This window comes from Mediterraneibacter agrestimuris, from assembly GCF_943193195.1.
In the GTDB taxonomy this organism is placed as follows: domain Bacteria; phylum Bacillota; class Clostridia; order Lachnospirales; family Lachnospiraceae; genus Schaedlerella; species Schaedlerella agrestimuris.
The window spans coordinates 1-21,105 of record NZ_CALPDG010000048.1; the positions used below are offsets into that span (position 1 = coordinate 1).

The following is a 21,105-nucleotide window of genomic DNA, read 5'->3' on the forward strand; positions in this document are numbered from 1 at the left end:
CATGGGCGCCGCATATGCGGCGCCCACTTTGAGTTTATGTTTACGGTTTTTGAAGGCATCGGATAACAGGAGGTAAATAAGGATGAAGTATTTAATGGGAATTGACAATGGAGGTACATTTTCCAAGGCTGCGCTTTTTGACGAGGATGGAAAACAGATTTCTGTGGCAAGTGTGCCGACTGTCACGATCACACCAAAGCCGGGGTATACGGAGCGGGATATGGAAGAGCTCTGGCGTGTGAATGCGAAGGCTGTGAGACAGGCGATCGAGAAGAGCGGGATCGACCCGGCGCAGATTGCGGGAGTTTCATTTTCCGGACATGGAAAGGGACTGTATCTTGTCGGAGCGGACGGCACGCCTGCTTATAACGGTATCTTGTCCACAGATGCGAGAGCGTGGGAGTATGTAGAGAAGTGGGCGGCGGACGGTACGAAGGACAAAGTCTATGAGAAGTCTTTCCAAGAGATTCTGGCTTGTCAGCCTGTCAGTATTCTGGCGTGGCTTCGGGACAATGAGCCGGAAGTACTGGAACGCACAAAGTATATTTTTGCAGTGAAGGATTATATCCGTTACAAACTGACTGGTGAAGCTTATGCCGAGTACACAGATTTTTCAGGCGGTAATCTGATTAACCTGACGACTCATGATTATGATTGCGAATTGTTGGGATATTTTGGACTGGAAGGTGTTTATGGCAAACTGCCGCCGCTGAAATATGCTGCTGATATTTGTGGCTATGTAACAGATGAGGCATCAAAAGTAACCGGTCTGCCGGCAGGAATTCCGGCTGCTGCAGGTATGTTTGATGTTAACGCATGTGGTATAGCATCAGGACTTTCTGATGGGGAACAGATGTGTATGATCGCAGGAACCTGGAGTATCAATGAATTTATCAGCAAAGAGCCTGTTACAAACGGTACAGTTGCTCTTAACTCTATGTTCTGTATACCAGGATATTATCTGATTGAGGAATCCAGTCCTACATCAGCCGGCAATATGGAATGGTTTATCCGTAATCTGATGTCTTACGAGAAGGAAGAGGCAAAGCAGAAAGGTGGTTCTGTATATGATATTACAAATCAGTGGGTAGAGGAAATCGAACCGCAGGATAACAATCTGATTTTCCTGCCATTCTTAAACGGATCCAATGAGGATGCGCTGGCAAAGGGAACCTTTGTAGGACTGACCGCATATCACAACAAACGGTACATGCTGAGGGCTGTCTATGAGGGAATTGTTTTTTCACATTATACGCATGTCCGCAAGCTGCTTGTCAACAGAGAGAAGCCGAAGTCTATCCGGCTGTCAGGTGGCGCGGCAAATTCTGACGTATGGGTACAGATTTTTGCAGACGTGCTCCAGATTCCGGTTGATGTGATTGAAGACAAGGAAATCGGGGCGCAGGGAGCAGCCATCGCAGCTGGAATCGCGGCGGGGATTTATAAGGATTATAAGACCGCCATTGAGCGTACTGTAAAGATCAGCAAGACGATTATGCCAAGACAGGAATATAAAGAGATATACGAAGAGAAATATGAGACTTACAGGGAGGTGATAAAAGGTCTGAGTCCTGTATGGAAACGGTTTAAAAATTGATTTTAATGTTTGGCATAAGTAGGTAAAAGGAAGGAGAACATGATGAAACAATATACAATTGGTCTTTATGAAAAAGCGATGCCATCGACTCTTACATGGAAAGAAAAACTGGAAGCGGCGAAAGAGGCGGGGTATGATTTTGTTGAAATCAGTATTGATGAAACGGATGAGAAACTTGCCCGTCTGGAGTGGACAAAAGAAGAACGTCTGGAACTTGTAAGGACGATGTACGAAACCGGAATGCCGATACGTTCCATGTGCCTAAGCGGTCATAGAAAGTACCCTTTGGGGAGCAATGATCCGCAGGTGCGTGCACGGGGAATGGAAATCATGGAAAAGGCTCTGTACCTGGCTGATGATCTTGGAGTCCGTATTATTCAGCTGGCGGGATATGATGTGTACTATGAAGAAGGCAGCGAGGAGACAGAGAGGTTGTTTGACCAGAATCTGAAGAAAGCGGTAGAGATGGCATCTGCTCTCGGGATTGTCATGGGATTTGAAACCATGGAAACACATTTTATGAATACCGTGGAGAAATCAATGAAGTATGTGAAAAGGAATCAGTCTCCTTATTTGAATGTATATCCAGACTGCGGAAATATTACCAATGCTGCGGTGAGTCAGGGAAAAGATGTGCTGGATGATATTGATACCGGAAGAGGTCATATGGCGGCAATGCATTTAAAGGAAACGAAACCGGGAGTTTTCCGGGATATGTTGTTCGGAGATGGACATGTGGAATTTGAACGAATTATTCCAAAAGCATGGGAGCATGGAATCAGACGGTATGTGACTGAGTTCTGGTATTTGGGAGCAGAGGACTGGAAGAAGGATCTGGCAGAGTCTAACAGAAAGATGAGGACCGTGTTGGATAAGCAGGAGAAATAGACGGAAAATAAAGCAGAATCATTATAATAAAACGATGAAAAAATACAACGAAAAAAGGATGGGTAAATCTGATGTTAGAAGCATTGAAGGAACGAGTTTATAAAGCGAATATGTTACTGCCGAAGTATAATCTGATTACATTTACATGGGGAAATGTAAGCGAAATTGATCCAGAGACAGGATATTTTGCAATTAAGCCAAGCGGTGTAGAGTATGATGAACTGAAGCCAGAAGATATGGTGATTATGGATCTGGATGGCAATAAGATAGAAGGAAAATATAATCCTTCTTCCGATACACTCACACATATCGAAATCTACAAAGGTATGCCTGATGTACGCGGAATCGTACATACGCATTCTCCATGGGCAACGTCCTGGGCACAGGCAGGAAGAGGAATCCCATGTTACGGAACAACTCATGCTGACTACATGTACGGTGAGATTCCATGTGTGAGAAATCTGACAAAAGAAGAGATTGAAGAAGCCTATGAAAAAAATACCGGTGTTTTGATCGTGGAGCATTTTAAGGACACAGAATATATGGCAATGCCGGCTGTATTGTGTAAGAATCACGGAACATTTACATGGGGAAAAGATGCCCATGACGCAGTGCATAATGCGGTTGTATTGGAAGAAGTGGCAAAGATGGCTGCACAGACAGAGTGGCTGAATAAAGATGTGGAGCCGGCGCCGCAGGAATTACAGGACAAGCATTATTATAGAAAGCACGGAGCAAATGCTTACTATGGACAAGGCAAGTAATTATTAAAATTGAGATTATCGACTTATGCCCCTTTTTGTGGTATGATAAGAACTACTTTATCATGACGGAAAGGGGTATTTTCTATGTCGGAAAATGCATCAAAATATATCAATATCGGTCTGCTGGCTCATGTAGATGCTGGAAAGACTACGCTTTCAGAGGCTATGCTGTATTTGAGCGGAAGTATCCGCAAGATGGGACGTGTAGACAACAGAGATGTGTTTTTGGACACCTATGAACTGGAGCGGGAACGCGGGATTACGATCTTTTCTAAACAGGCGGTCATGCATCTGGAAAATGAGATGCATGTGACGCTTCTGGATACACCGGGACATGTGGATTTTTCTGCAGAAATGGAACGGACATTGCAAGTGTTGGATTATGCAATATTGGTAATCAGTGGAGCAGACGGTGTTCAGGGGCACACGGAGACACTGTGGCACTTACTTTCCAGATATCAGATCCCGACTTTTTTGTTTATCAACAAAATGGATCAGGACGGTACCAATGAAGACAGGTTAATGGAAGAGCTGCAAAGGCGTTTGAGTACGGGATGTGTCAACTTCAGTGCAGCCGGAACGGATGCAGAAATACGTTTGTCTGATGGTATATTTCTGGAAAATGCAGCGATGTGTGACGAGAGCCTTCTGGAGATGTATCTGGAAACGGGAACTTTGACGGCTGATAAGCTTGCAGCGTCTATTCAGGAGCGGAAAATCTTCCCTTGTTTCTTTGGTTCTGCGCTGAAGCTGACTGGAGTGGATATATTTGTCAAAGGTCTTTCAGAATATATGATGTGTCCAGCGTATCCGGTGTATTTTGGCGCCAAGGTGTACAAGATTGCAAGGGACGAGCAGGGAAACCGTCTGACATATCTGAAAGTGACCGGGGGAAAGCTGGCAGTGAAGGAGACGATTTCCGGCTGCTGTGCGTGCAGTAAAGCAAATCGGCAGACTGCTGTGGAAGGCTCTGCTGCAGAGAATGCGGGATCAAAGTGGCAGGAGAAGATCAACCAGATCCGTATTTACTCAGGAGCAAAATATGAGCTGGCAAATGAAGCAGAGGCGGGGATGGTCTGTGCAGTGACAGGACTTACAAAGACATATCCGGGGGAAGGTCTTGGAATTGAGGAGGAGTCTGCACTTCCTGTATTGGAGCCGGTTTTAAATTACAGGATTGGACTGCCAGAGGAATGCGACGTGCATGGAATGCTGAAAAATCTCCGACAGTTGGAAGAGGAAGAACCTCTCCTGCATATCGTCTGGAATGAGACTCTGGGAGAGATTCATGCACAGTTGATGGGAGCTGTGCAGATTGAAGTATTGAAGCGGCTGATGGAAGAACGTTTTGGAGTATGTGTGGAATTTGATGCCGGGAATATTGTATACAAGGAAACAATTTCTAATATAGTAGAAGGTGTGGGACATTTTGAACCGCTCAGGCATTATGCGGAGGTGCATCTGCTGCTGGAGCCGGGAGAAAGAGGCAGTGGATTACAGTTTTTTGCAGACTGCAGTGAGGATGTGCTGGATCGTAACTGGCAGCGGCTGATATTGACCCACTTGGAAGAAAAGGAGCATAAAGGAGTGCTCATCGGCGCTCCGATCACCGATATAAACATCACGTTGAAGGCAGGCCGGGCACATTTGAAACATACAGAGGGCGGAGATTTCCGTCAGGCAACTTACAGGGCAGTCCGCCAGGGACTGAAACAGGCACAAAGTATATTGTTGGAGCCATATTATGAATATCGTCTGGAAGTTCCGGCAGATATGATCGGACGGGCGATGTCAGATATCCAGAGAATGTCGGGAGAATTTGAACTGCCCGTACAAGAGGGGGAGACCGCGGTATTGACAGGAAGCATTCCAGTTGTCAATATGCGGGATTATCAGACAGAGCTCATTTCCTATACGAAAGGAAGAGGACGGCTTTTTTGTACACTGAAAGGATATTTCCCTTGTCATAATACAGAAGAGATTATAGAAGCTGTTGCCTATGATTCCGAAAGGGATATAGAGAATCCGACCGGGTCTGTATTCTGTGCCCATGGAGCAGGATTCGTAGTGAAATGGAATGAAGTACCGGAATATATGCATCTGGACAGTATTCTTAAGACAGATACAGAAGAGAAAGATGTCGAAGAAGTATCTTACACTTCGAGGGCAGTTCATCGGGCGAGTGTGATTTCATCTCTGACTCCGGAGGAAGAAGCGGAGCTGGAACGGATGGCAGAAGCCTCCCGGCAGAGACGGGAACAGGCGAGGAAGAAGTACTCCTATCGAAAAGAATTTACCTCGGACAAAAGTTCAGTAAAGAATAAGTCTGCGGATACAGACACTTCTTATAAGAAAGCAAAGGAAAAGCAGAAGGAATATCTGCTGGTGGATGGATATAATATTATCTTTGCATGGGAAGAACTACGGGAACTGGCAGAGGTCAATATGGACGGTGCCCGCGGCAGGCTGATAGATATTTTAAGTAATTACCAGGGAGTAAAGAAGTGTTCTCTGATTCTTGTTTTTGACGCATATAAGTTGGAAGGATTTCCGGGGGAGGTACTGCAATATCACAATATTCATGTGGTATATACGAAAGAAGCAGAGACAGCCGATCAGTATATCGAGAAAGTAGCGCATGAAATCGGACGCAAATATGATGTGACAGTTGCCACTTCTGATGGAACGGAGCAAGTGATCATCCGTGGACAGGGCTGCCGCCTTTTGTCTGCGAAGGAATTGAAAACAGAAGTGGAACTGGCGGTCAAAGAATTGAGAGAAGGATATCTGGGCAAGGCAGGAAGTACGAAAAATTACCTGTTTAACTATCTGGATGAAGAAACCGCAGAGCAGATGGAAAGTGTCAGACTAGGAAAAACAGAATGATACTTGACAAATTCAAAAAATTGAGTAAATATACCAATAAGCAATGACACTGGAGAAAAGCAGTGAGAATTTGGTGACATGCAACATTACAGGATGGATATAAAGAATGAACAGGAAAGAGATACTTAGTAAGAAGAAACGAATTGTGATAAAGGTAGGTACTACGACGATTACTTATGAAGAAACGGGTAATATTAATCTGGATAAGCTGGAGAAGTTTGTCAGGATTCTGATTAATTTGAGAAATCAGGGAAGAGAGGTGATCGTTGTATCTTCAGGGGCTGTTGGCGTGGGAAGAATGGCGCTGGGACTTGATCACAGACCAGAAACAGAGGCAGAGAAGCAGGCGTGTGCAGCGGTCGGGCAGGGCAGGCTGATGATGATTTATGAAAAGCTGTTTAATGAATACAGCCAGTTGACCGCACAGGTTCTTCTGACAAAAGAATCAATCACAAATACGGAATGCCGTAAGAATGCATGTCAGACATTTGATGAACTACTCCGGATGCAGGTAGTTCCGATCGTCAATGAAAATGACGCAATTTCCGTGGATGAGCTTGCATATGGTAACTTTGGAGACAATGATACATTGGCGGCAAATGTGGCAGAGCTTGTGGGTGCGGACCTGTTGATTCTCATGTCTGATATCGAGGGGATGTATACGGCGGATCCGAAGAATAATCCCAATGCCCGGTTTATTCATACAGTGGCGGAAATTGATGAAGATCTGGAACGGATGGCGGGCGGTTCATCCAGTGATTTTGGAACAGGCGGCATGGCAACCAAGGTCAATGCAGCAAAGATTGTTACCGGAGCAGGGGCGGATATGATTATTGCAAACGGTGACAGTATTTATACAATCAATGATATTATGGCGGGAAAAAAAGTTGGAACCTTGTTCTTGTCTAAACAGCATGGGGAAGAAATGGAAAATGAACTGGCGCCGGAGCGTGCACAGTTTCGCCGGCAGGTAAAAAGGTTAAAAAAGTTAGAAGAGAGCGCAGAAGGAGAAGTGTAATGGAGAATTATATGGAAATACTGGGTAGACGTGCCAAAGAGGCTTCGAGAGAAAGTGCGAAGCTGGGAACAGAAGCAAAGAACCGGGGGCTGCTTGCTGTGGCAGAAGAACTTTTGAATCAGTGTTCATATCTGCTTGAAGAAAATGAAAAGGATATTCAGGCAGCAGAGAAAAAGGGGATAAAGAAATCTCTGATTGACCGTCTTCGCCTGACAGAACAGAGAATCGAAGATATGGCGGAAGGACTGCGTCAGATAGCGGGGCTGGAAGACCCGATCGGAGAAATGCTGGAGATGAAGATGCGTTCCAACGGACTTAGGATTGGCAAAAAAAGAGTGCCCCTTGGTGTTGTGGGAATCATATATGAGTCCAGACCGAATGTGACAGCCGATGCTTTTGGTCTCTGTTTCAAAACAGGAAACGCTGTGATCCTACGCGGCGGGAGTGACGCTATTCACTCAAATCTTGCAATTGTCCGTGCAATCAAGGAAGGGCTCCGCAAAGAAAAATTATCTCAGGATTTGATTTTGCTCGTGGAGGATACAAGCCGTGAGACTGTACAGCAGATGATGAAGCTGCATGATCATATCGATGTTCTGATTCCAAGAGGAGGAGCAGGACTAATCGCCAGTGTCGTAGAGAACAGTACCGTGCCTGTAATTGAGACGGGAACAGGTAACTGTCACATATTTGTAGATGAAAGTGCAGATTTGGAAATGGCAGTAGACATTATTGAAAATGCTAAAACGCAGCGTATGGGCGTATGTAATGCCTGTGAATCTCTTGTAATACACGAAGCGGCTGCATGGGATGTAATTCCGAAGATTGTAGAACGTTTAAAATTACATCATGTGGAAATCCGCGGAGACGAGAGGTCTCAGAAAATCATGACAGAGATTGTTCCGGCATCGGAAGAAGACTGGGGAACAGAGTATCTGGATGCAGTTGTCTCTCTGAAGATTGTGGATTCCATTGACCAGGCGGTTGCTCATATTAATCGGTACAATACAGGGCACTCTGAATCTATTATAACGAAGGATTATGACAATGCCCTGAAATTCCAGGATGAAGTGGATGCGGCGGCAGTTTATGTGAATGCTTCCACACGGTTTACGGACGGTTTTGAGTTTGGATTTGGTGCAGAAATTGGAATTAGCACACAGAAGCTGCACGCAAGAGGACCTATGGGATTACAGGCGCTGACGACAACAAAATATGTGATTTTTGGAAGCGGTCAGATCCGCAAATAAATATGTCTAAAATAATAGTATCTGTGGAGCGCCTTTTAATAGTCTTTGCAGGTACTATTATTTTGTAATAGCGCATTTCGACTGTAAAGAGTAACAATGTGTGTTACTGTTCACACGGCATCTTGCACTGCGCTGCAAGGTGTCCGGTCAATGAAGTGATGGCAGTGATATATCCAGCCCCTCGCCGAAGGCGACTTAAAATGGGCTGGATACTGTTACTGGAGCACCCGTAGGGTGTGAACAGTAACCAATGTGTGTTACACTATTTCCGAAAATTTATAATTTGGGGTTGCATAATATACACTATAGTTGTATAATTATGCAAAAATATTGTTTTACAGAGCTATGGGAAAGGGTATGTGACTTATGATTAAGGTTGGAATTATTGGGGCTACGGGCTATGCAGGCGGCGAACTGGTCAGAATACTGACGGCGCATAAGGAAGCTGAGATTGTGTGGTACGGCTCCAGAAGTTATATAGATCAGAAATATGCTTCGGTGTATCAAAATCTGTTTCAAATTGTGGATGACAAATGCATGGATGACAACATGGAAGTACTGGCGGAGCAGGCAGATGTGATTTTTACGGCAACTCCCCAGGGATTTTGTGCGTCTCTTATGAATGAGGAGATTTTGTCTAAGACGAAGATTATCGATCTGAGTGCGGATTTCCGGATCAAGGATGTTAATATCTATGAGAAGTGGTACGGTATCGAACATAAGAGTCCTCAGTATATTGACGAGGCGGTATACGGACTTTGCGAGGTGAACCGGGAGCAGATAAAGAACGCAAGGCTCATCGCTAATCCGGGGTGCTATACGACCTGTTCAATACTGACTGCTTATCCTTTGGCAAAAGAGGGATTGATTGATATGAATACACTGATCATCGATGCAAAGTCAGGGACTTCCGGAGCAGGAAGAAGCGCCAAGACTGCCAATCTTTTCTGTGAAGTCAATGAGAATATGAAGGCATATGGTGTGGCGACTCACAGACATACACCGGAGATTGAAGAACAGTTGGGGTATGCTTCCGGAGAAAATGTAGTGTTGAATTTTACACCCCATCTAGTTCCGATGAACCGTGGGATTCTTGTAACAGAATATGCAAAGTTAAAGAAGCAGGTAAGTTATGAAGATGTGAAAGCGGTTTATGATAAATATTATGAAAATGAAAAATTTGTCCGTGTGCTGGAACGAGATGTCTGTCCGGAAACAAAATGGGTGGAAGGAAGCAACTATGTGGATATCAATTTTCGGATTGATGAAAGAACTGGAAGGATTATTATGATGGGGGCGATTGATAATCTGGTAAAAGGCGCCGCAGGTCAGGCAGTCCAGAATATGAATCTGCTATTTGGCTTGAAGGAATCTGAGGGGCTTGATCTGATTCCGATGTTTCCTTAATAGATAATGGAACATCAAAGAAAGACAGTTAGGATAAATTACTATAAGAGGGACGTGAAAGAAAGTTTGGAGCAGCAAAATATGACAGTAAGAACAATGACGATTGATGACTATGAGGGGGTTTATGCACTTTGGATGACGATCAAGGGGTTCGGGATCCGCAGTATTGATGATTCTAAAGCAGGTGTAAAACGGTTTCTGAAACGGAATCCGACTACAAGTGTTGTGGCGGAGGCAGACGGTAAAATTGTGGGAAGCATTCTCTGCGGGCATGACGGAAGACGGGGCTGTCTTTATCATGTCTGTGTACATGCGGATTACAGAAGACATGGAATCGGAAAGGCGATGGTGGTCCGTGCTATGGAGAAGTTAAAGGAAGAACAAATCAGTAAAGTGTCTCTGATTGCATTTACTCAGAATGATATCGGAAATGCATTCTGGAATACTATTGGCTGGACAGAACGATTGGATCTGAACTATTATGATTTTGTTTTGAATGAGGAAAATATTACCGCATTTAATGAGCAGTAAAAGTGTCATGATAATAGGAACGTAATATTTTGAAGGAATATTACAGGTATAGCGGTGGAATGTGGAATTATGTGTTGCAGAAAGAAGGAGCAGAATATGAAAATAATCAAAGGCGGCGTTACTGCCGCAAAGGGATTTTATGCAGCATCGGCGGCAGCGGAAATCAAATACAAGGGACGTACGGATATGGCGCTGATCTATAGTAAGAAACCGTGTAAAACAGCCGGGACGTTTACCACAAATGTGGTGAAAGCAGCTCCAGTGAAATGGGATAGGATGGTGGTAGAATCCGGTGTCAAATCCCAGGCAGTTATTGTCAATTCAGGAATTGCGAATGCATGTACTGGCGAAGAAGGTATGCAGTATTGTAAAGAAACCGCCCAAAAAGCAGCTCAGATATTGGGGATAGAGTGTGAAGGCGTACTGATTGGTTCTACCGGAGTGATTGGAATGCAGCTTCCTATAGAGCGTATTAAAAAGGGCGTGGAAATGCTTGCGGCATCCAAGGAAAAGAGCCTGGAAGCCGGAAACCTGGCAGCTAAGGCAATCATGACAACGGATACAGTAGAAAAAGAAGTTGCTGTGCAGATTGAGATTGGCGGCAAGACTATTACTATCGGCGGTATGGCAAAGGGATCAGGAATGATTCACCCGAATATGTGCACCATGCTGGCATACATCACAACGGATGCGGTGATAACGAAAAAAGCGCTGCAAAAAGCCTTGAGCGCAGATGTCAAGGATACATATAATATGATTTCAGTGGATGGCGATACATCAACGAATGACACTGTACTTCTGCTGGCAAATGGAAAGGCAGGCAATAAAAAGATTCATATAGGAACACCGGAATATGAGACATTTACCAAGGCTCTGCATTATGTCAATGAGACACTGGCGAAGAAGATGGCGGGAGACGGAGAAGGTGCAACTGCACTTTTTGAGGTGAAAGTGATCCATGCCGAAACGACGGAACAGGCAAAGGTGATAGCAAAATCGGTTGTTTGCTCAAACCTTACGAAGACTGCGATTGCAGGACATGACGCAAACTGGGGAAGAATTCTCTGTGCCATGGGATATTCAGGCGTTACATTTGACCCGGAAAAGGTGGATTTGTTTATAGAGAGTGCAGCAGGGAAGTTACAGTTGATTGAAAATGGGGTGGCACTTGATTACAGTGAAGAAACGGCAACGGAAATCCTGTCACAACCGGAGGTGACGGCAACTGCTGATATAAAAGCAGGTAAGGAAACGGCAGTTGCGTGGGGCTGTGATCTGACACATGGATATATTGACATCAATGCAGATTATAGAAGCTAGACCTAGGAGATAATGGTTCCGGGGAAAGGATGAACTGTTATGCCAAGAGTGACACCAAGAGTAAATGAACGGAAACTTTAGGAGGGAATGAACATGAATCAGAATATGCGGCAGTATCTGGATAAGGCACAGGTGTTGATTGAAGCACTTCCATATATCCAGCGTTTTAACCGTAAGATCATCGTGGTGAAATATGGCGGAAGCGCAATGGTTGATGAAGAATTGAAGAAACAGGTTATTGAAGATGTAACATTGTTGAAGCTGGTCGGTTTCAAACCAATCATTGTGCATGGCGGCGGGAAGGAAATCAGCCGCTGGGTAAATAAGGTAGGAATGGAACCGAAGTTTATCAACGGACTGCGTGTGACCGATGAAGATACAATGGAAGTTGCTGAAATGGTGCTTGGCAAGGTGAATAAAAGCCTGGTACAGCACGTGGAAGAATTGGGAGTCCGTGCCATCGGCATCAGCGGTAAGGACGGCGGACTTTTGAAAGTGGATAAGAAGTATTCCGATGGACAGGATATCGGCTTTGTAGGAGAAGTAAAGGAAGTGAATGCAGAGATTCTCTATGATCTGCTGGAAAAAGATTTTTTGCCGATCGTGTGTCCGGTAGGGCTTGATGATGGATACCAGACATACAATATCAATGCAGATGATGCGGCATGTGCCATTGCCCGTGCGGTAAAGGCAGAGAAACTGGCGTTTTTGACCGATATCGAAGGCGTATACAAGGATCCCAAAGATCCGAAAACATTGATTTCTGAGCTATATGTAGAAGAAGCGGAGCAGCTGATGGCAGACGGAAATATCGGCGGCGGTATGCTCCCAAAACTGCAAAACTGTATCGATGCAATTGAAAGTGGTGTTTCCAGAGTACATATTCTGGATGGAAGAATTCCTCATTGTCTGTTACTGGAAATCTTTACAAATAAAGGGATCGGAACAGCCATATTAAAAGGGGAAGAAAGCAGGTATTATCATGGTGAATGAAAAAGTACAGGCGGCAGAAGAAAATTTGCTCCATATTTATAATCGTTTCCCGGTGACGCTGGATTATGGTGAAGGTGTATATCTGTATGATACAGACGGAAAACAGTATTTGGACTTTGCAGCCGGAATTGCCGTGATGGGGCTGGGGTATCATAACGAGGAATTGGAAGAGGCATTGAAAGAGCAGATTACGAAGCTTTGTCATACCTCTAATCTGTACTATCATGAAAACTGCGGGGAAGCGGCTGCAGCGCTTACTAAAGCATCCGGTATGGATAAGGTGTTTTTTACTAACAGTGGTACAGAAGCAATTGAAGGCGCACTAAAAACCGCACGGAAATATGCGTATCTGAAACAATCTGGACGATATGAATTTATCGCAATGGAGAATTCTTTCCACGGACGCTCCATAGGCGCAGTTTCGGTAACCGGAACGAAGGCTTACAGAGAGCCTTTTGAACCGATGCTGACGGGAGTCCATTTTGCAGAATATAATAATCTGGACAGTGTGAAGGCACTGGTAAATGATAAAACTTGTGCCATTATTCTGGAACCTTTACAGGGAGAAGGCGGAATCCATCCGGCTGCACAGGAATTTATGGAGGGGATCCGTAAAATCTGTGATGAACAGGATATTCTCATGATCTGCGATGAAATCCAGTGCGGCATGGGCAGGACAGGTTCTATGTTTGCATGGCAGGAATATGGCGTGAAGCCGGACATTATGACTATGGCAAAGGCAATTGGAAACGGGATTCCGGTGGGGGCCTTTGCAGTGACAGAGAATGTGGCATTGAATTCTATGAAACCGGGAGACCATGGTTCCACATATGGGGGTAATCCATTAGCATGTATGGCTGTAAAAAAGGTGCTGAAGTTGTACGAGAAGAATCATATCGTGGATCATGTCATTGAGACAGCAGCTTATTTGACGGAGCAGTTGGACAGGCTTGTGGAGAAATATGAATGTATTAAGGAACGCCGTGGAAAAGGTCTGATTCAGGGGATCGTATTGACAGAAAGTCCTACAGGTGTTGTGAACAGGGCATTGGAAGAAGGTCTGATCATCATTACCGCAAAAGGAAATACGATTCGGTTTGTACCGCCATTGATTATTGAGAAAGAACATATTGATGAGATGATTAGGAAGTTAGAGAAGGCGCTGTCTGAATAATAAGGGATATTTGACCGTAATAAGATATTTTAAGAGAGACAATGATTAAAAACCAGCCGGTTCGGGCATACTGAGGGAAAAGATACAGGAGGTATGTGAGAATGACTGGTTTTTTAATTGCATTGTTATCAGGGGCATTGATGAGCGTGCAGGGGGTATTCAATACGCAGGTGACGAAGACTACCGGAATGTGGGTATCGAATGGCTGGGTACAATTAAGCGCTTTTGCGGTGTGTGCGGCGGCATGGCTCATCATGGGACGGGACAGCATTACTGCGATTGGAAGAGTAGAACCTAAGTATATGCTGTTAGGCGGTGTGATTGGTGCGGGAATCACATGGACGGTAATCAAAAGCATGGCAGCGCTGGGACCGGCAAAGGCAGCTCTTTTGATAGTAATTGCACAACTGATCGTGGCTTATGTGATTGAATTGTTTGGTCTGTTCGGCATGGATAAATCACCTCTCGAATGGAGAAAAGTAGGCGGATTGGCATTAGCATTGATTGGAATTGCGATTTTTCAGTGGGAAAAGTAAATTTTCTATTGTAATTTTTGGCACAATTCGCTACAATATGAATGTCTGACATAAAGGGGATACGGCGACTGCGCTGTGAAAATGAAAAGAATAGTCGGAGATTGCAAAAGAGCAGTGGCTAAATGGATGTTACTGACTCTTGTATTATCATGTTTTACAGGCTGTAGGAAGGAAACTAACGACAGCCTTGAAAGCCTGTCATTGGAAGAGAGCAGGACAGAAGAGAAACGTACCGGGGAAGTTCAGGGTCAGGTGGTAATCAATGAACCGGAAGAAACAAAAGAAGAGGGATCAGAATCGATTTTTGTATATATGTGCGGAGCAGTTCAGATACCGGGGGTATATGAGATTGATAACGGCGCGCGCGTTTACGAAGCAATAGCTTTAGCAGGAGGCATGAGAGAAGATGCAGCAGAAGCATATGTGAATCAGGCTAAGGTATTAAGTGACGGAGAGCAGATTTATATTCCTACGGAAGAGGAAGTAAGGCAGGGGAATGCCGAGATATTTCCGGAGGGAGATAAGAGTGCAGGCGGTACGGATAATGGTAAAGTAAATATTAACACAGCCTCGGAAGAAGAACTGACAACGCTGACCGGAATCGGAAATACGAGAGCAAAAAGCATTGTGGAATACAGGGAGACAAACGGCGGCTTTCAGACGATTGAAGATCTGATGAAGGTGGACGGGATCAAAGAAGGCGTGTTTGAAAAAATAAAAGACAGTATTACGGTGAATACAGGGAGTTAGGGAAAGATTAAATGAGCAAGAAGAAAATCTTAGTTGTGGATGATGAAAAGTTAATCGTGAAAGGTATCCGGTTTAGTCTGGAACAGGACGGTATGGAAGTAGACTGTGCGTATGACGGCGAAGAAGCGCTGGAATATGCAAAACAATGCGAGTATGATCTGGTGCTGCTGGATGTGATGCTGCCGAAGCTGGATGGGTTTCAGGTGTGTCAGCGGATTCGGGAATTTTCTGATATGCCGATTGTGATGCTGACGGCTAAAAGTGAAGACATGGATAAGATTCTGGGATTGGAGTACGGCGCTGATGATTACATCACAAAGCCGTTCAATATTCTGGAGGTGAAGGCGCGTATCAAGGCAATCATGCGCCGGACTGCAAAGAAGGAAGAGTCACAGCCGAGCAGCGTGATCATCAAAGGCACGATGAAGATTGACTGTGAGAGCAGGCGGATATTTATTGAGAATAAGGAGATTAACCTGACTGCTAAAGAATTTGACGTGCTGGAGCTTCTTGCTACCAATCCGAACAAAGTATACAACCGTGAGAATTTGCTGAACCTGATCTGGGGTGCGGATTATCCGGGTGACGCAAGGACCGTGGACGTACATATCAGAAGATTGCGTGAGAAGATTGAGGCAAATCCGAGTGAGCCTCGGTATGTGCATACAAAGTGGGGAGTTGGTTATTATTTCCAGGGGTAAGTTATACGGTAAAGTAAGAGAAAAATTTAAGAGCCTGCGAGTATATGTTATTGTTATGATTTTACTCGCAGGATTTATAGCCGGTGCTTTCGTATATGGGACGATGATTCGTACATACGAGACACGGGCCGTTTCACTGCGGACGGCAGAGATACAGAATCAATGTACAATTCTAAGCAATCAGCTGCTCAGTTATCAATATCTACAGGATCATTCATCCGAAGTTATCGAAGCAAGTTTGACGCAATTGACTAATATTTATAATGGACGGGTTATGATTGTCAATCAGAATCTGGAAGTGGTGAAAGATACATATTCTTTGGATGAGGGGAAGACCAATGTTTCGGAAAATGTAGTTCGCTGTATTCAGGGAGAAAGTACGGATTATTATGACAAACGGAACCGTTATATTGAGGTAGCATCTCCGATTAAAGATCCGGATACAGGTGAGATACAGGGGGTTATGCTCGCAAGTGTATCGACGGATACAATTGAGGACAGTCTGCGAATGCTTTCTTCCAGAGGAGCTGCGATTTTTGTTTTAGCAATCATACTGATACTGGGGTTTGCATTTTTGATTGCGGAGCAGATTGTACGGCCTCTTAGAAGTATGGCGGCAGGAATTGAAGGCGTAACGGAAGGTTATGTAGACGAAGTTCTGCATGTGGACGGTTTCAGTGAGATGGGACGCATTTCCACAGAATTCAATAAGATGCTGGGAAGATTTAAACGAGTGGATGAGTCCAGAGAAGAATTTGTATCCAACGTTTCCCATGAACTTCGGACGCCGCTGGCTTCCATGAAAGTTCTGGCAGACTCTCTTGTGACACAGGAAAATGTTCCGATTGAGCTTTATCAGGAATTTATGGAAGATATTGCAAAAGAGATTGACAGGGAAAATGATATAATTGCTGACCTTCTGACTCTGGTTAAGATGGACAAAACGGCGCAGAATTTAAATATCAGGCAGATGCAGATCAATGAACTGATGGAATTGATCTTAAAGCGGCTGAAACCAATTGCAGAAAAGAAAAATGTGGAGCTTGTACTGGAGAGTTTCCGCCCGGTGACGGCGGAGATTGATGAAGTGAAGCTGTCTCTTGCCATTTCAAATCTGGTAGAAAATGCGATAAAGTATAATCGAGATAACGGCTGGATACATGTATCACTGAATGCAGACCATAAGTTTTTTTACGTTAAAGTGGCGGACTCTGGCATCGGAATTCCCAAAGAGGATCAAGAGCATATTTTTGAACGCTTTTACCGGGTGGACAAGTCTCATTCCAGAGAAATCGGCGGAACAGGACTTGGACTGGCAATTACGAGAAATGCTGTAATCATGCACAGAGGTTCGATCAAGGTACACAGCGAAGCAGGAACGGGTACGACATTTACTGTCAGAATCCCACTGATGTATACAGGCGGCAGCCTTGCCTAAGAAAGTGATATTACCCAAGAACATATAGTAAAGGAGGCGGGGCGGAATGAAAATGGTTATAAAACAGTTATTAATCTTGTGCGGTGCAGGTTTTTTTATTCTGCTGTCAGCTTGTGGAAAACGTACAGATGTAGCAGATGGAGATGATTTTATCTATTGCCTGAATGAATCCATGACAGGACTTATCAAGGTGAGTTTTGAACTGCCTGATGAAGATGCAGAAAAGCAGGTAGCTGCAGTTCTTGAAGAGCTGGCAAAGCCTGCGGAAGATATTGAATATATGCAGGTGATTTCAGATGGAGTTAAAGTGAATAGCTTTGAAGTAAAAAATGTCATTGTAAATGTAGATTTGAGTTCGGCTTATCTGGATATTCCGGCAGTACAGGAAAAGTTAGTGCGTGCGGCTCTGGTGCGTTCCCTGATCCAGATTTCAGGAATTCAGGCAGTCTGGCTGACAGTGGACGGGGAGCCTCTGACAGAAGCAGACGGTACTGCTGTCGGTATGCTGAATGGAGACGATTTTGTAGAAAATACCGGTGCGTCCGTAAGCTCTTATCAGAATGAGACACTGACACTGTATTTTGCAAATAAGGAAGGGGACAATCTGGTTGAGCGAACGGTAAATGTTCGTTATAGCAGTAATATTCCGAGAGAGAAAATTATTGTGGAAAAGCTCATGCAGGGACCCAAGGGAAACAGCAGTTATCCGACCATGAATCCAGAGGCGACATTGTTGAGTGTTACTGTAAAAGACGGTGTTTGTTATGTGAATTTTGACAATGAATTTTTAAACAGTACTTATAATGTGAAGCCGGAAATTGCAATCTACTCTCTTGTTAATTCTCTTCTTGAAGGTACAACGGCGGGAAAGGTGCAGATTGCAGTGAATGGTATCACGGATGTAAGTTATAAAGATACAATTGATTTATCCCAGCCTTTCCAGGAGAATCTGGAACTGTTGGAGAATGCGGAGGAAAAATGACGAGACGGCCGTTGTGTCTGGCAGCGGTTTTTATACTTGGTATTCAATTGGTTTTAGTGGGCGTGCTTCAAATGGCAGAAGATTTGAAGCCGTCCCCGCTGGAACAGGCTGCGGCAGACGGTGATATGGCTGCACTGTCAGGAAGGGTATACCGAAGAGAAGAAAGACCGGACTACCAGATGTTTTATCTGGCGGATGTTCAAATCCGCCGGGACAAACAAATCATTAATGAATCAAAAATTCTTGTTTATATCAAACAAAATGAAATCATAGAATCAAAAAAACAAAATTCAGAAATAATAGAAGTCGGAAACCGGATAAAGCTGGCGGGAGAAGTCTTCTTTTTTGAGACGGCATCTAATCCGGGCAATTTTGACAGAAAATTTTATTATCAAAAACAAGGGATTCACGCAGCTGTCTGGAGTGAAAAAGCAGAAGTATCCGATCATACGAAGTGGCTGATCAGGGAAGGGCTGACACGGCTGAGATTGAAGTGGAAGGCAATACTGACAGGTATTCTGGGAGAGTATTACGGAAATTGTATGAGTGCCATTTTACTTGGTGATAAAAGTGAGTTAGATGAGGCAGCAAAAGAACGATATCAGAAAAGTGGAATTGGGCACGTTCTTGCTGTCTCGGGTTTACATATGTCCTTTTTGGGAATTGGACTCTATCGGTTACTGCGCAGAATGGGATTAGCCTTTCTTCCGGCGGGGATGTTGGGAATTTTATTTCTGATGTCTTATACATGGATGGTTGGAAGCGGCGTGTCAGCCCAGAGGGCGCTGATTATGTTTCTTTTGTATGTAGGAGCGGATATGGCGGGGAGGGATTATGATCTGCCTACGTCTTTGGCGCTGGCGGCAGGAATCATTGTCCTAAAGCAGCCTTTGTATTTATTCGATGCCGGATTTTTACTTTCTTTTGGGGCGCTGACAGGAATTGCCGTGGTCCATCCGGTTTTGGAAAAGCTGGAAGTGATGCCGCGCGTATTTCGGGCAAGTGTGTCTATTCAGTTGGTGCTGTTACCGCTACTTTTATATTACTATTTTGAAGTCCCATTGTATTCATTGGTTTTGAATCTGTTGGTGATTCCGTTGATGCCTGTGATTCTTGGCGCGGGTGTCATCGGTTCGGCGATGGCAATCCTTTGGAGCTGGGGAGGCGGTATATTACTACAGATATGTAAGCTGATGTTATGGGGATATGAGCAGGCAGCAGCATTTACCATGGAACTGCCTTTGGGGCGGCTTGTGCTGGGGCAACCGAAAAAATGGTGGTGTGTGGCGTATTATGTCATACTATTTTTAGTATGTGTTGTAGTAAAATGGAAAACAGAAGATAAGAAACGAAAAGATAAGAAAAGAAATGATATGAGAAGAAATGTGAATGAGGAAGACGATCAGAGTAAAGGACATAAGAAGACGGTCAGCTGTCTGGTAATTTTACATAGTATTGTTTTCTGCGTTGGATGTGTCTGGGGGCATGCAACACCCGGAGAACTGAAAATAACCGCTATTGATATGGGGCAGGGAGAAGGCTTGTATATCAGAAGTCCGGCAGGAAAACATTATATGATAGATGGTGGAAGCACAAGTGAGTCACAGGTCGGAAAATATCGGATGAAACCGTTTTTGAAATCTCAGGGGGTCGGAACGTTGGATTATGTGTTCATATCTCATGGCGATGAAGATCATATAAGTGGTGTGAAAGAACTACTTACAGATCAGGATATGGGGATTCGGATTAGGACCCTTGTACTTCCTGCGAAAGACGTGTTAGATGAAAGCTTACAAAAGCTGGCAGAGCTTGCGGAGCAGAACGGCACGAGAGCTGTGACAATGGAATGCGGACAAAGGGTGTCAGACGGGAAAATAACGCTGACTTGCCTTGCTCCGTTAAAGGAATATACAGGAGATATCGGAAATGCTTCTTCTATGGTGTTAGAGCTGGAGTATAAAGCGTTTGAGATGTTATTTACCGGAGATTTGGAAGGAGAGGGCGAACAACAGCTTTTGAATAAAGGGAATCTGCGGGATTACGATGTGCTGAAGGCGGGGCATCACGGTTCAAAAAACTCCACATCAGAAGAACTGCTGAGCGTTATATTGCCGGAAATTACGGTGATTTCAGCGGGGAAAGAAAACAGATATGGACATCCCCATGAAGAGACGCTTACCCGATTGGAAAACATCGGGAGCAGGGTTTACTGTACGAAGGAAAGCGGGGCAGTGACAATAGTGACAGATGGAGAGCGGGTGCAGATGAAGAAGTTTCTGCAATGATTTTTTGAAACAGTAGAGCGTTTGGAAAAGAGGCAGAAATAGAGACCAATGATATGGATAAATGCATACGGCTTCATTGTGATCGTGCTTACAACGAAGCCTGTGCAGTTTGGAATACGGATGAAGAAGGTTACTGGCAGGAGAATTACAAAGGCATTGGTTACTTTTCACACCTACGGTGCTCAAAGCAACGAATCCGGTCTATTTAAAGTTGCCTTACGGCAAGAGACCGGATTCCAGCCCCGATACTGTAAGAGTGATGGCATTATGGGAAAACGGTAATGGCTGTTTTATAGAGTCTAAAAAAGTTGTTGGCATCTGAGATAGACAATAGAAATAAAGAATGGTAGGGGATAAGTATAAATTCTCCTACCATTAAATAGTATGAAATTAAAATTTGCATAAACATTTAGGTTTTTCAGGTTGGTACATTGCACCGAAAGAGGCTAGTCCAGCACCCCATACTGCGATTCCTTCAACAAAATTTGCAAGCGTAATTAATAATGTGTTCATAGTTTTTACCATTCCTTTCGCTTCGCTCAAGGCACAAACAAGTTATGAAAAATGTTGTGCCCCTCCTCTTTT

General features: G+C 44.3%; 19 protein-coding genes. 18 read left to right on the top strand and 1 reads right to left on the bottom strand.

The annotated features are described in order from the left end of the window. Positions 1 to 82 precede the first annotated feature (82 nt). From NFS18_RS16390 to NFS18_RS16475, 18 genes are all read left to right on the top strand, one after another. Positions 83 to 1,597 carry an FGGY-family carbohydrate kinase gene (locus tag NFS18_RS16390; RefSeq protein ID WP_251392256.1) on the top strand — a complete coding sequence of 505 codons (1,515 nt, stop codon included), beginning with the start codon at positions 83 to 85 and terminating at the stop codon, positions 1,595 to 1,597. 42 nt (positions 1,598 to 1,639) lie between these two features. After that, entirely contained in the window at positions 1,640 to 2,485 is an 846-nt protein-coding gene (locus tag NFS18_RS16395) for an L-ribulose-5-phosphate 3-epimerase (protein WP_251392303.1), read from the top strand. 71 nt (positions 2,486 to 2,556) lie between these two features. Continuing rightward, complete coding sequence (locus tag NFS18_RS16400) at positions 2,557 to 3,249, top strand: L-ribulose-5-phosphate 4-epimerase (RefSeq protein ID WP_251392260.1); 693 nt, start codon at positions 2,557 to 2,559, stop codon at positions 3,247 to 3,249. A gap of 84 nt (positions 3,250 to 3,333) precedes the next feature. Further along, the gene (locus NFS18_RS16405) at positions 3,334 to 6,135 is read left to right on the top strand and encodes a translation factor GTPase family protein (protein ID WP_251392262.1); all 2,802 of its coding nucleotides are present in this window, start codon (positions 3,334 to 3,336) and stop codon (positions 6,133 to 6,135) included. Between the two features lie 106 nt (positions 6,136 to 6,241). Beyond that, positions 6,242 to 7,153, top strand: a complete 912-nt coding sequence (gene proB, locus NFS18_RS16410) for a glutamate 5-kinase (protein ID WP_251392264.1) — start codon at positions 6,242 to 6,244, stop codon at positions 7,151 to 7,153. Continuing rightward, positions 7,153 to 8,403 (top strand): glutamate-5-semialdehyde dehydrogenase, encoded by a 1,251-nt coding sequence (locus NFS18_RS16415; RefSeq protein ID WP_251392267.1) that lies wholly within the window; start codon positions 7,153 to 7,155, stop codon positions 8,401 to 8,403. Before proB ends, NFS18_RS16415 begins: the two co-directional genes overlap by 1 nt. Positions 8,404 to 8,769: 366 nt before the next feature. Next, positions 8,770 to 9,810 carry an N-acetyl-gamma-glutamyl-phosphate reductase gene (argC, locus tag NFS18_RS16420; RefSeq protein WP_251392269.1) on the top strand — a complete coding sequence of 347 codons (1,041 nt, stop codon included), beginning with the start codon at positions 8,770 to 8,772 and terminating at the stop codon, positions 9,808 to 9,810. Between the two features lie 81 nt (positions 9,811 to 9,891). Continuing rightward, complete coding sequence (locus NFS18_RS16425; RefSeq protein WP_251392270.1) at positions 9,892 to 10,341, top strand: GNAT family N-acetyltransferase; 450 nt, start codon at positions 9,892 to 9,894, stop codon at positions 10,339 to 10,341. Positions 10,342 to 10,437: 96 nt separating this feature from the next. Continuing rightward, on the top strand, positions 10,438 to 11,661 hold the full coding sequence (argJ, locus tag NFS18_RS16430; RefSeq protein ID WP_251392272.1) for a bifunctional glutamate N-acetyltransferase/amino-acid acetyltransferase ArgJ: 1,224 nt from the start codon (positions 10,438 to 10,440) through the stop codon (positions 11,659 to 11,661). Positions 11,662 to 11,754: 93 nt separating this feature from the next. Beyond that, positions 11,755 to 12,654 carry an acetylglutamate kinase gene (gene argB, locus NFS18_RS16435; protein WP_251392274.1) on the top strand — a complete coding sequence of 300 codons (900 nt, stop codon included), beginning with the start codon at positions 11,755 to 11,757 and terminating at the stop codon, positions 12,652 to 12,654. Further along, positions 12,644 to 13,828, top strand: coding sequence for an aspartate aminotransferase family protein (locus tag NFS18_RS16440; protein WP_251392276.1), 1,185 nt, complete (start codon positions 12,644 to 12,646; stop codon positions 13,826 to 13,828). The genes argB and NFS18_RS16440 overlap by 11 nt, the downstream gene beginning before the upstream one ends. Before the next feature lie 101 nt (positions 13,829 to 13,929). Beyond that, positions 13,930 to 14,364, top strand: a complete 435-nt coding sequence (locus tag NFS18_RS16445; protein ID WP_251392277.1) for a DMT family transporter — start codon at positions 13,930 to 13,932, stop codon at positions 14,362 to 14,364. 81 nt (positions 14,365 to 14,445) lie between these two features. Next, positions 14,446 to 15,114 carry a helix-hairpin-helix domain-containing protein gene (locus NFS18_RS16450; protein WP_251392304.1) on the top strand — a complete coding sequence of 223 codons (669 nt, stop codon included), beginning with the start codon at positions 14,446 to 14,448 and terminating at the stop codon, positions 15,112 to 15,114. An 11-nt stretch (positions 15,115 to 15,125) separates the two neighbouring features. Beyond that, positions 15,126 to 15,815 (top strand): response regulator transcription factor, encoded by a 690-nt coding sequence (locus NFS18_RS16455; protein ID WP_251392278.1) that lies wholly within the window; start codon positions 15,126 to 15,128, stop codon positions 15,813 to 15,815. Beyond that, positions 15,772 to 17,253 (top strand): sensor histidine kinase, encoded by a 1,482-nt coding sequence (locus tag NFS18_RS16460; RefSeq protein ID WP_251392280.1) that lies wholly within the window; start codon positions 15,772 to 15,774, stop codon positions 17,251 to 17,253. Before NFS18_RS16455 ends, NFS18_RS16460 begins: the two co-directional genes overlap by 44 nt. Before the next feature lie 46 nt (positions 17,254 to 17,299). Further along, complete coding sequence (locus NFS18_RS16465; protein ID WP_251392282.1) at positions 17,300 to 18,235, top strand: GerMN domain-containing protein; 936 nt, start codon at positions 17,300 to 17,302, stop codon at positions 18,233 to 18,235. Beyond that, positions 18,232 to 20,520, top strand: coding sequence for a DNA internalization-related competence protein ComEC/Rec2 (locus NFS18_RS16470; protein WP_251392284.1), 2,289 nt, complete (start codon positions 18,232 to 18,234; stop codon positions 20,518 to 20,520). Before NFS18_RS16465 ends, NFS18_RS16470 begins: the two co-directional genes overlap by 4 nt. Positions 20,521 to 20,568: 48 nt before the next feature. Then, on the top strand, positions 20,569 to 20,802 hold the full coding sequence (locus tag NFS18_RS16475; RefSeq protein ID WP_251392286.1) for a hypothetical protein: 234 nt from the start codon (positions 20,569 to 20,571) through the stop codon (positions 20,800 to 20,802). A 108-nt stretch (positions 20,803 to 20,910) separates the two neighbouring features. Here NFS18_RS16475 and NFS18_RS19995 read toward each other — a convergent pair whose 3' ends face one another. Next, positions 20,911 to 21,045, bottom strand: coding sequence for a cyclic lactone autoinducer peptide (locus NFS18_RS19995; RefSeq protein ID WP_408631564.1), 135 nt, complete (start codon positions 21,043 to 21,045; stop codon positions 20,911 to 20,913). Positions 21,046 to 21,105: the final 60 nt, after the last annotated feature.

Bases quoted from the DNA above. Each gene is read 5' to 3' on its own strand.
- argC (WP_251392269.1), top strand. From the start codon at position 8,770: ATGATTAAGGTTGGAATTATTGGGGCTACGGGCTATGCAGGCGGCGAA.
- NFS18_RS16470 (WP_251392284.1), top strand. From the start codon at position 18,232: ATGACGAGACGGCCGTTGTGTCTGGCAGCGGTTTTTATACTTGGTATT.
- NFS18_RS16460 (WP_251392280.1), top strand. From the start codon at position 15,772: ATGTGCATACAAAGTGGGGAGTTGGTTATTATTTCCAGGGGTAAGTTA.
- NFS18_RS16465 (WP_251392282.1), top strand. From the start codon at position 17,300: ATGAAAATGGTTATAAAACAGTTATTAATCTTGTGCGGTGCAGGTTTT.
- NFS18_RS16450 (WP_251392304.1), top strand. From the start codon at position 14,446: ATGAAAAGAATAGTCGGAGATTGCAAAAGAGCAGTGGCTAAATGGATG.
- NFS18_RS16400 (WP_251392260.1), top strand. From the start codon at position 2,557: ATGTTAGAAGCATTGAAGGAACGAGTTTATAAAGCGAATATGTTACTG.
- NFS18_RS16405 (WP_251392262.1), top strand. From the start codon at position 3,334: ATGTCGGAAAATGCATCAAAATATATCAATATCGGTCTGCTGGCTCAT.
- NFS18_RS16390 (WP_251392256.1), top strand. From the start codon at position 83: ATGAAGTATTTAATGGGAATTGACAATGGAGGTACATTTTCCAAGGCT.
- NFS18_RS16455 (WP_251392278.1), top strand. From the start codon at position 15,126: ATGAGCAAGAAGAAAATCTTAGTTGTGGATGATGAAAAGTTAATCGTG.
- argB (WP_251392274.1), top strand. From the start codon at position 11,755: ATGAATCAGAATATGCGGCAGTATCTGGATAAGGCACAGGTGTTGATT.
- NFS18_RS16475 (WP_251392286.1), top strand. From the start codon at position 20,569: ATGATATGGATAAATGCATACGGCTTCATTGTGATCGTGCTTACAACG.
- NFS18_RS16415 (WP_251392267.1), top strand. From the start codon at position 7,153: ATGGAGAATTATATGGAAATACTGGGTAGACGTGCCAAAGAGGCTTCG.
- argJ (WP_251392272.1), top strand. From the start codon at position 10,438: ATGAAAATAATCAAAGGCGGCGTTACTGCCGCAAAGGGATTTTATGCA.
- NFS18_RS16445 (WP_251392277.1), top strand. From the start codon at position 13,930: ATGACTGGTTTTTTAATTGCATTGTTATCAGGGGCATTGATGAGCGTG.
- proB (WP_251392264.1), top strand. From the start codon at position 6,242: ATGAACAGGAAAGAGATACTTAGTAAGAAGAAACGAATTGTGATAAAG.
- NFS18_RS19995 (WP_408631564.1), bottom strand. From the start codon at position 21,045: ATGGTAAAAACTATGAACACATTATTAATTACGCTTGCAAATTTTGTT.
- NFS18_RS16440 (WP_251392276.1), top strand. From the start codon at position 12,644: ATGGTGAATGAAAAAGTACAGGCGGCAGAAGAAAATTTGCTCCATATT.
- NFS18_RS16395 (WP_251392303.1), top strand. From the start codon at position 1,640: ATGAAACAATATACAATTGGTCTTTATGAAAAAGCGATGCCATCGACT.
- NFS18_RS16425 (WP_251392270.1), top strand. From the start codon at position 9,892: ATGACAGTAAGAACAATGACGATTGATGACTATGAGGGGGTTTATGCA.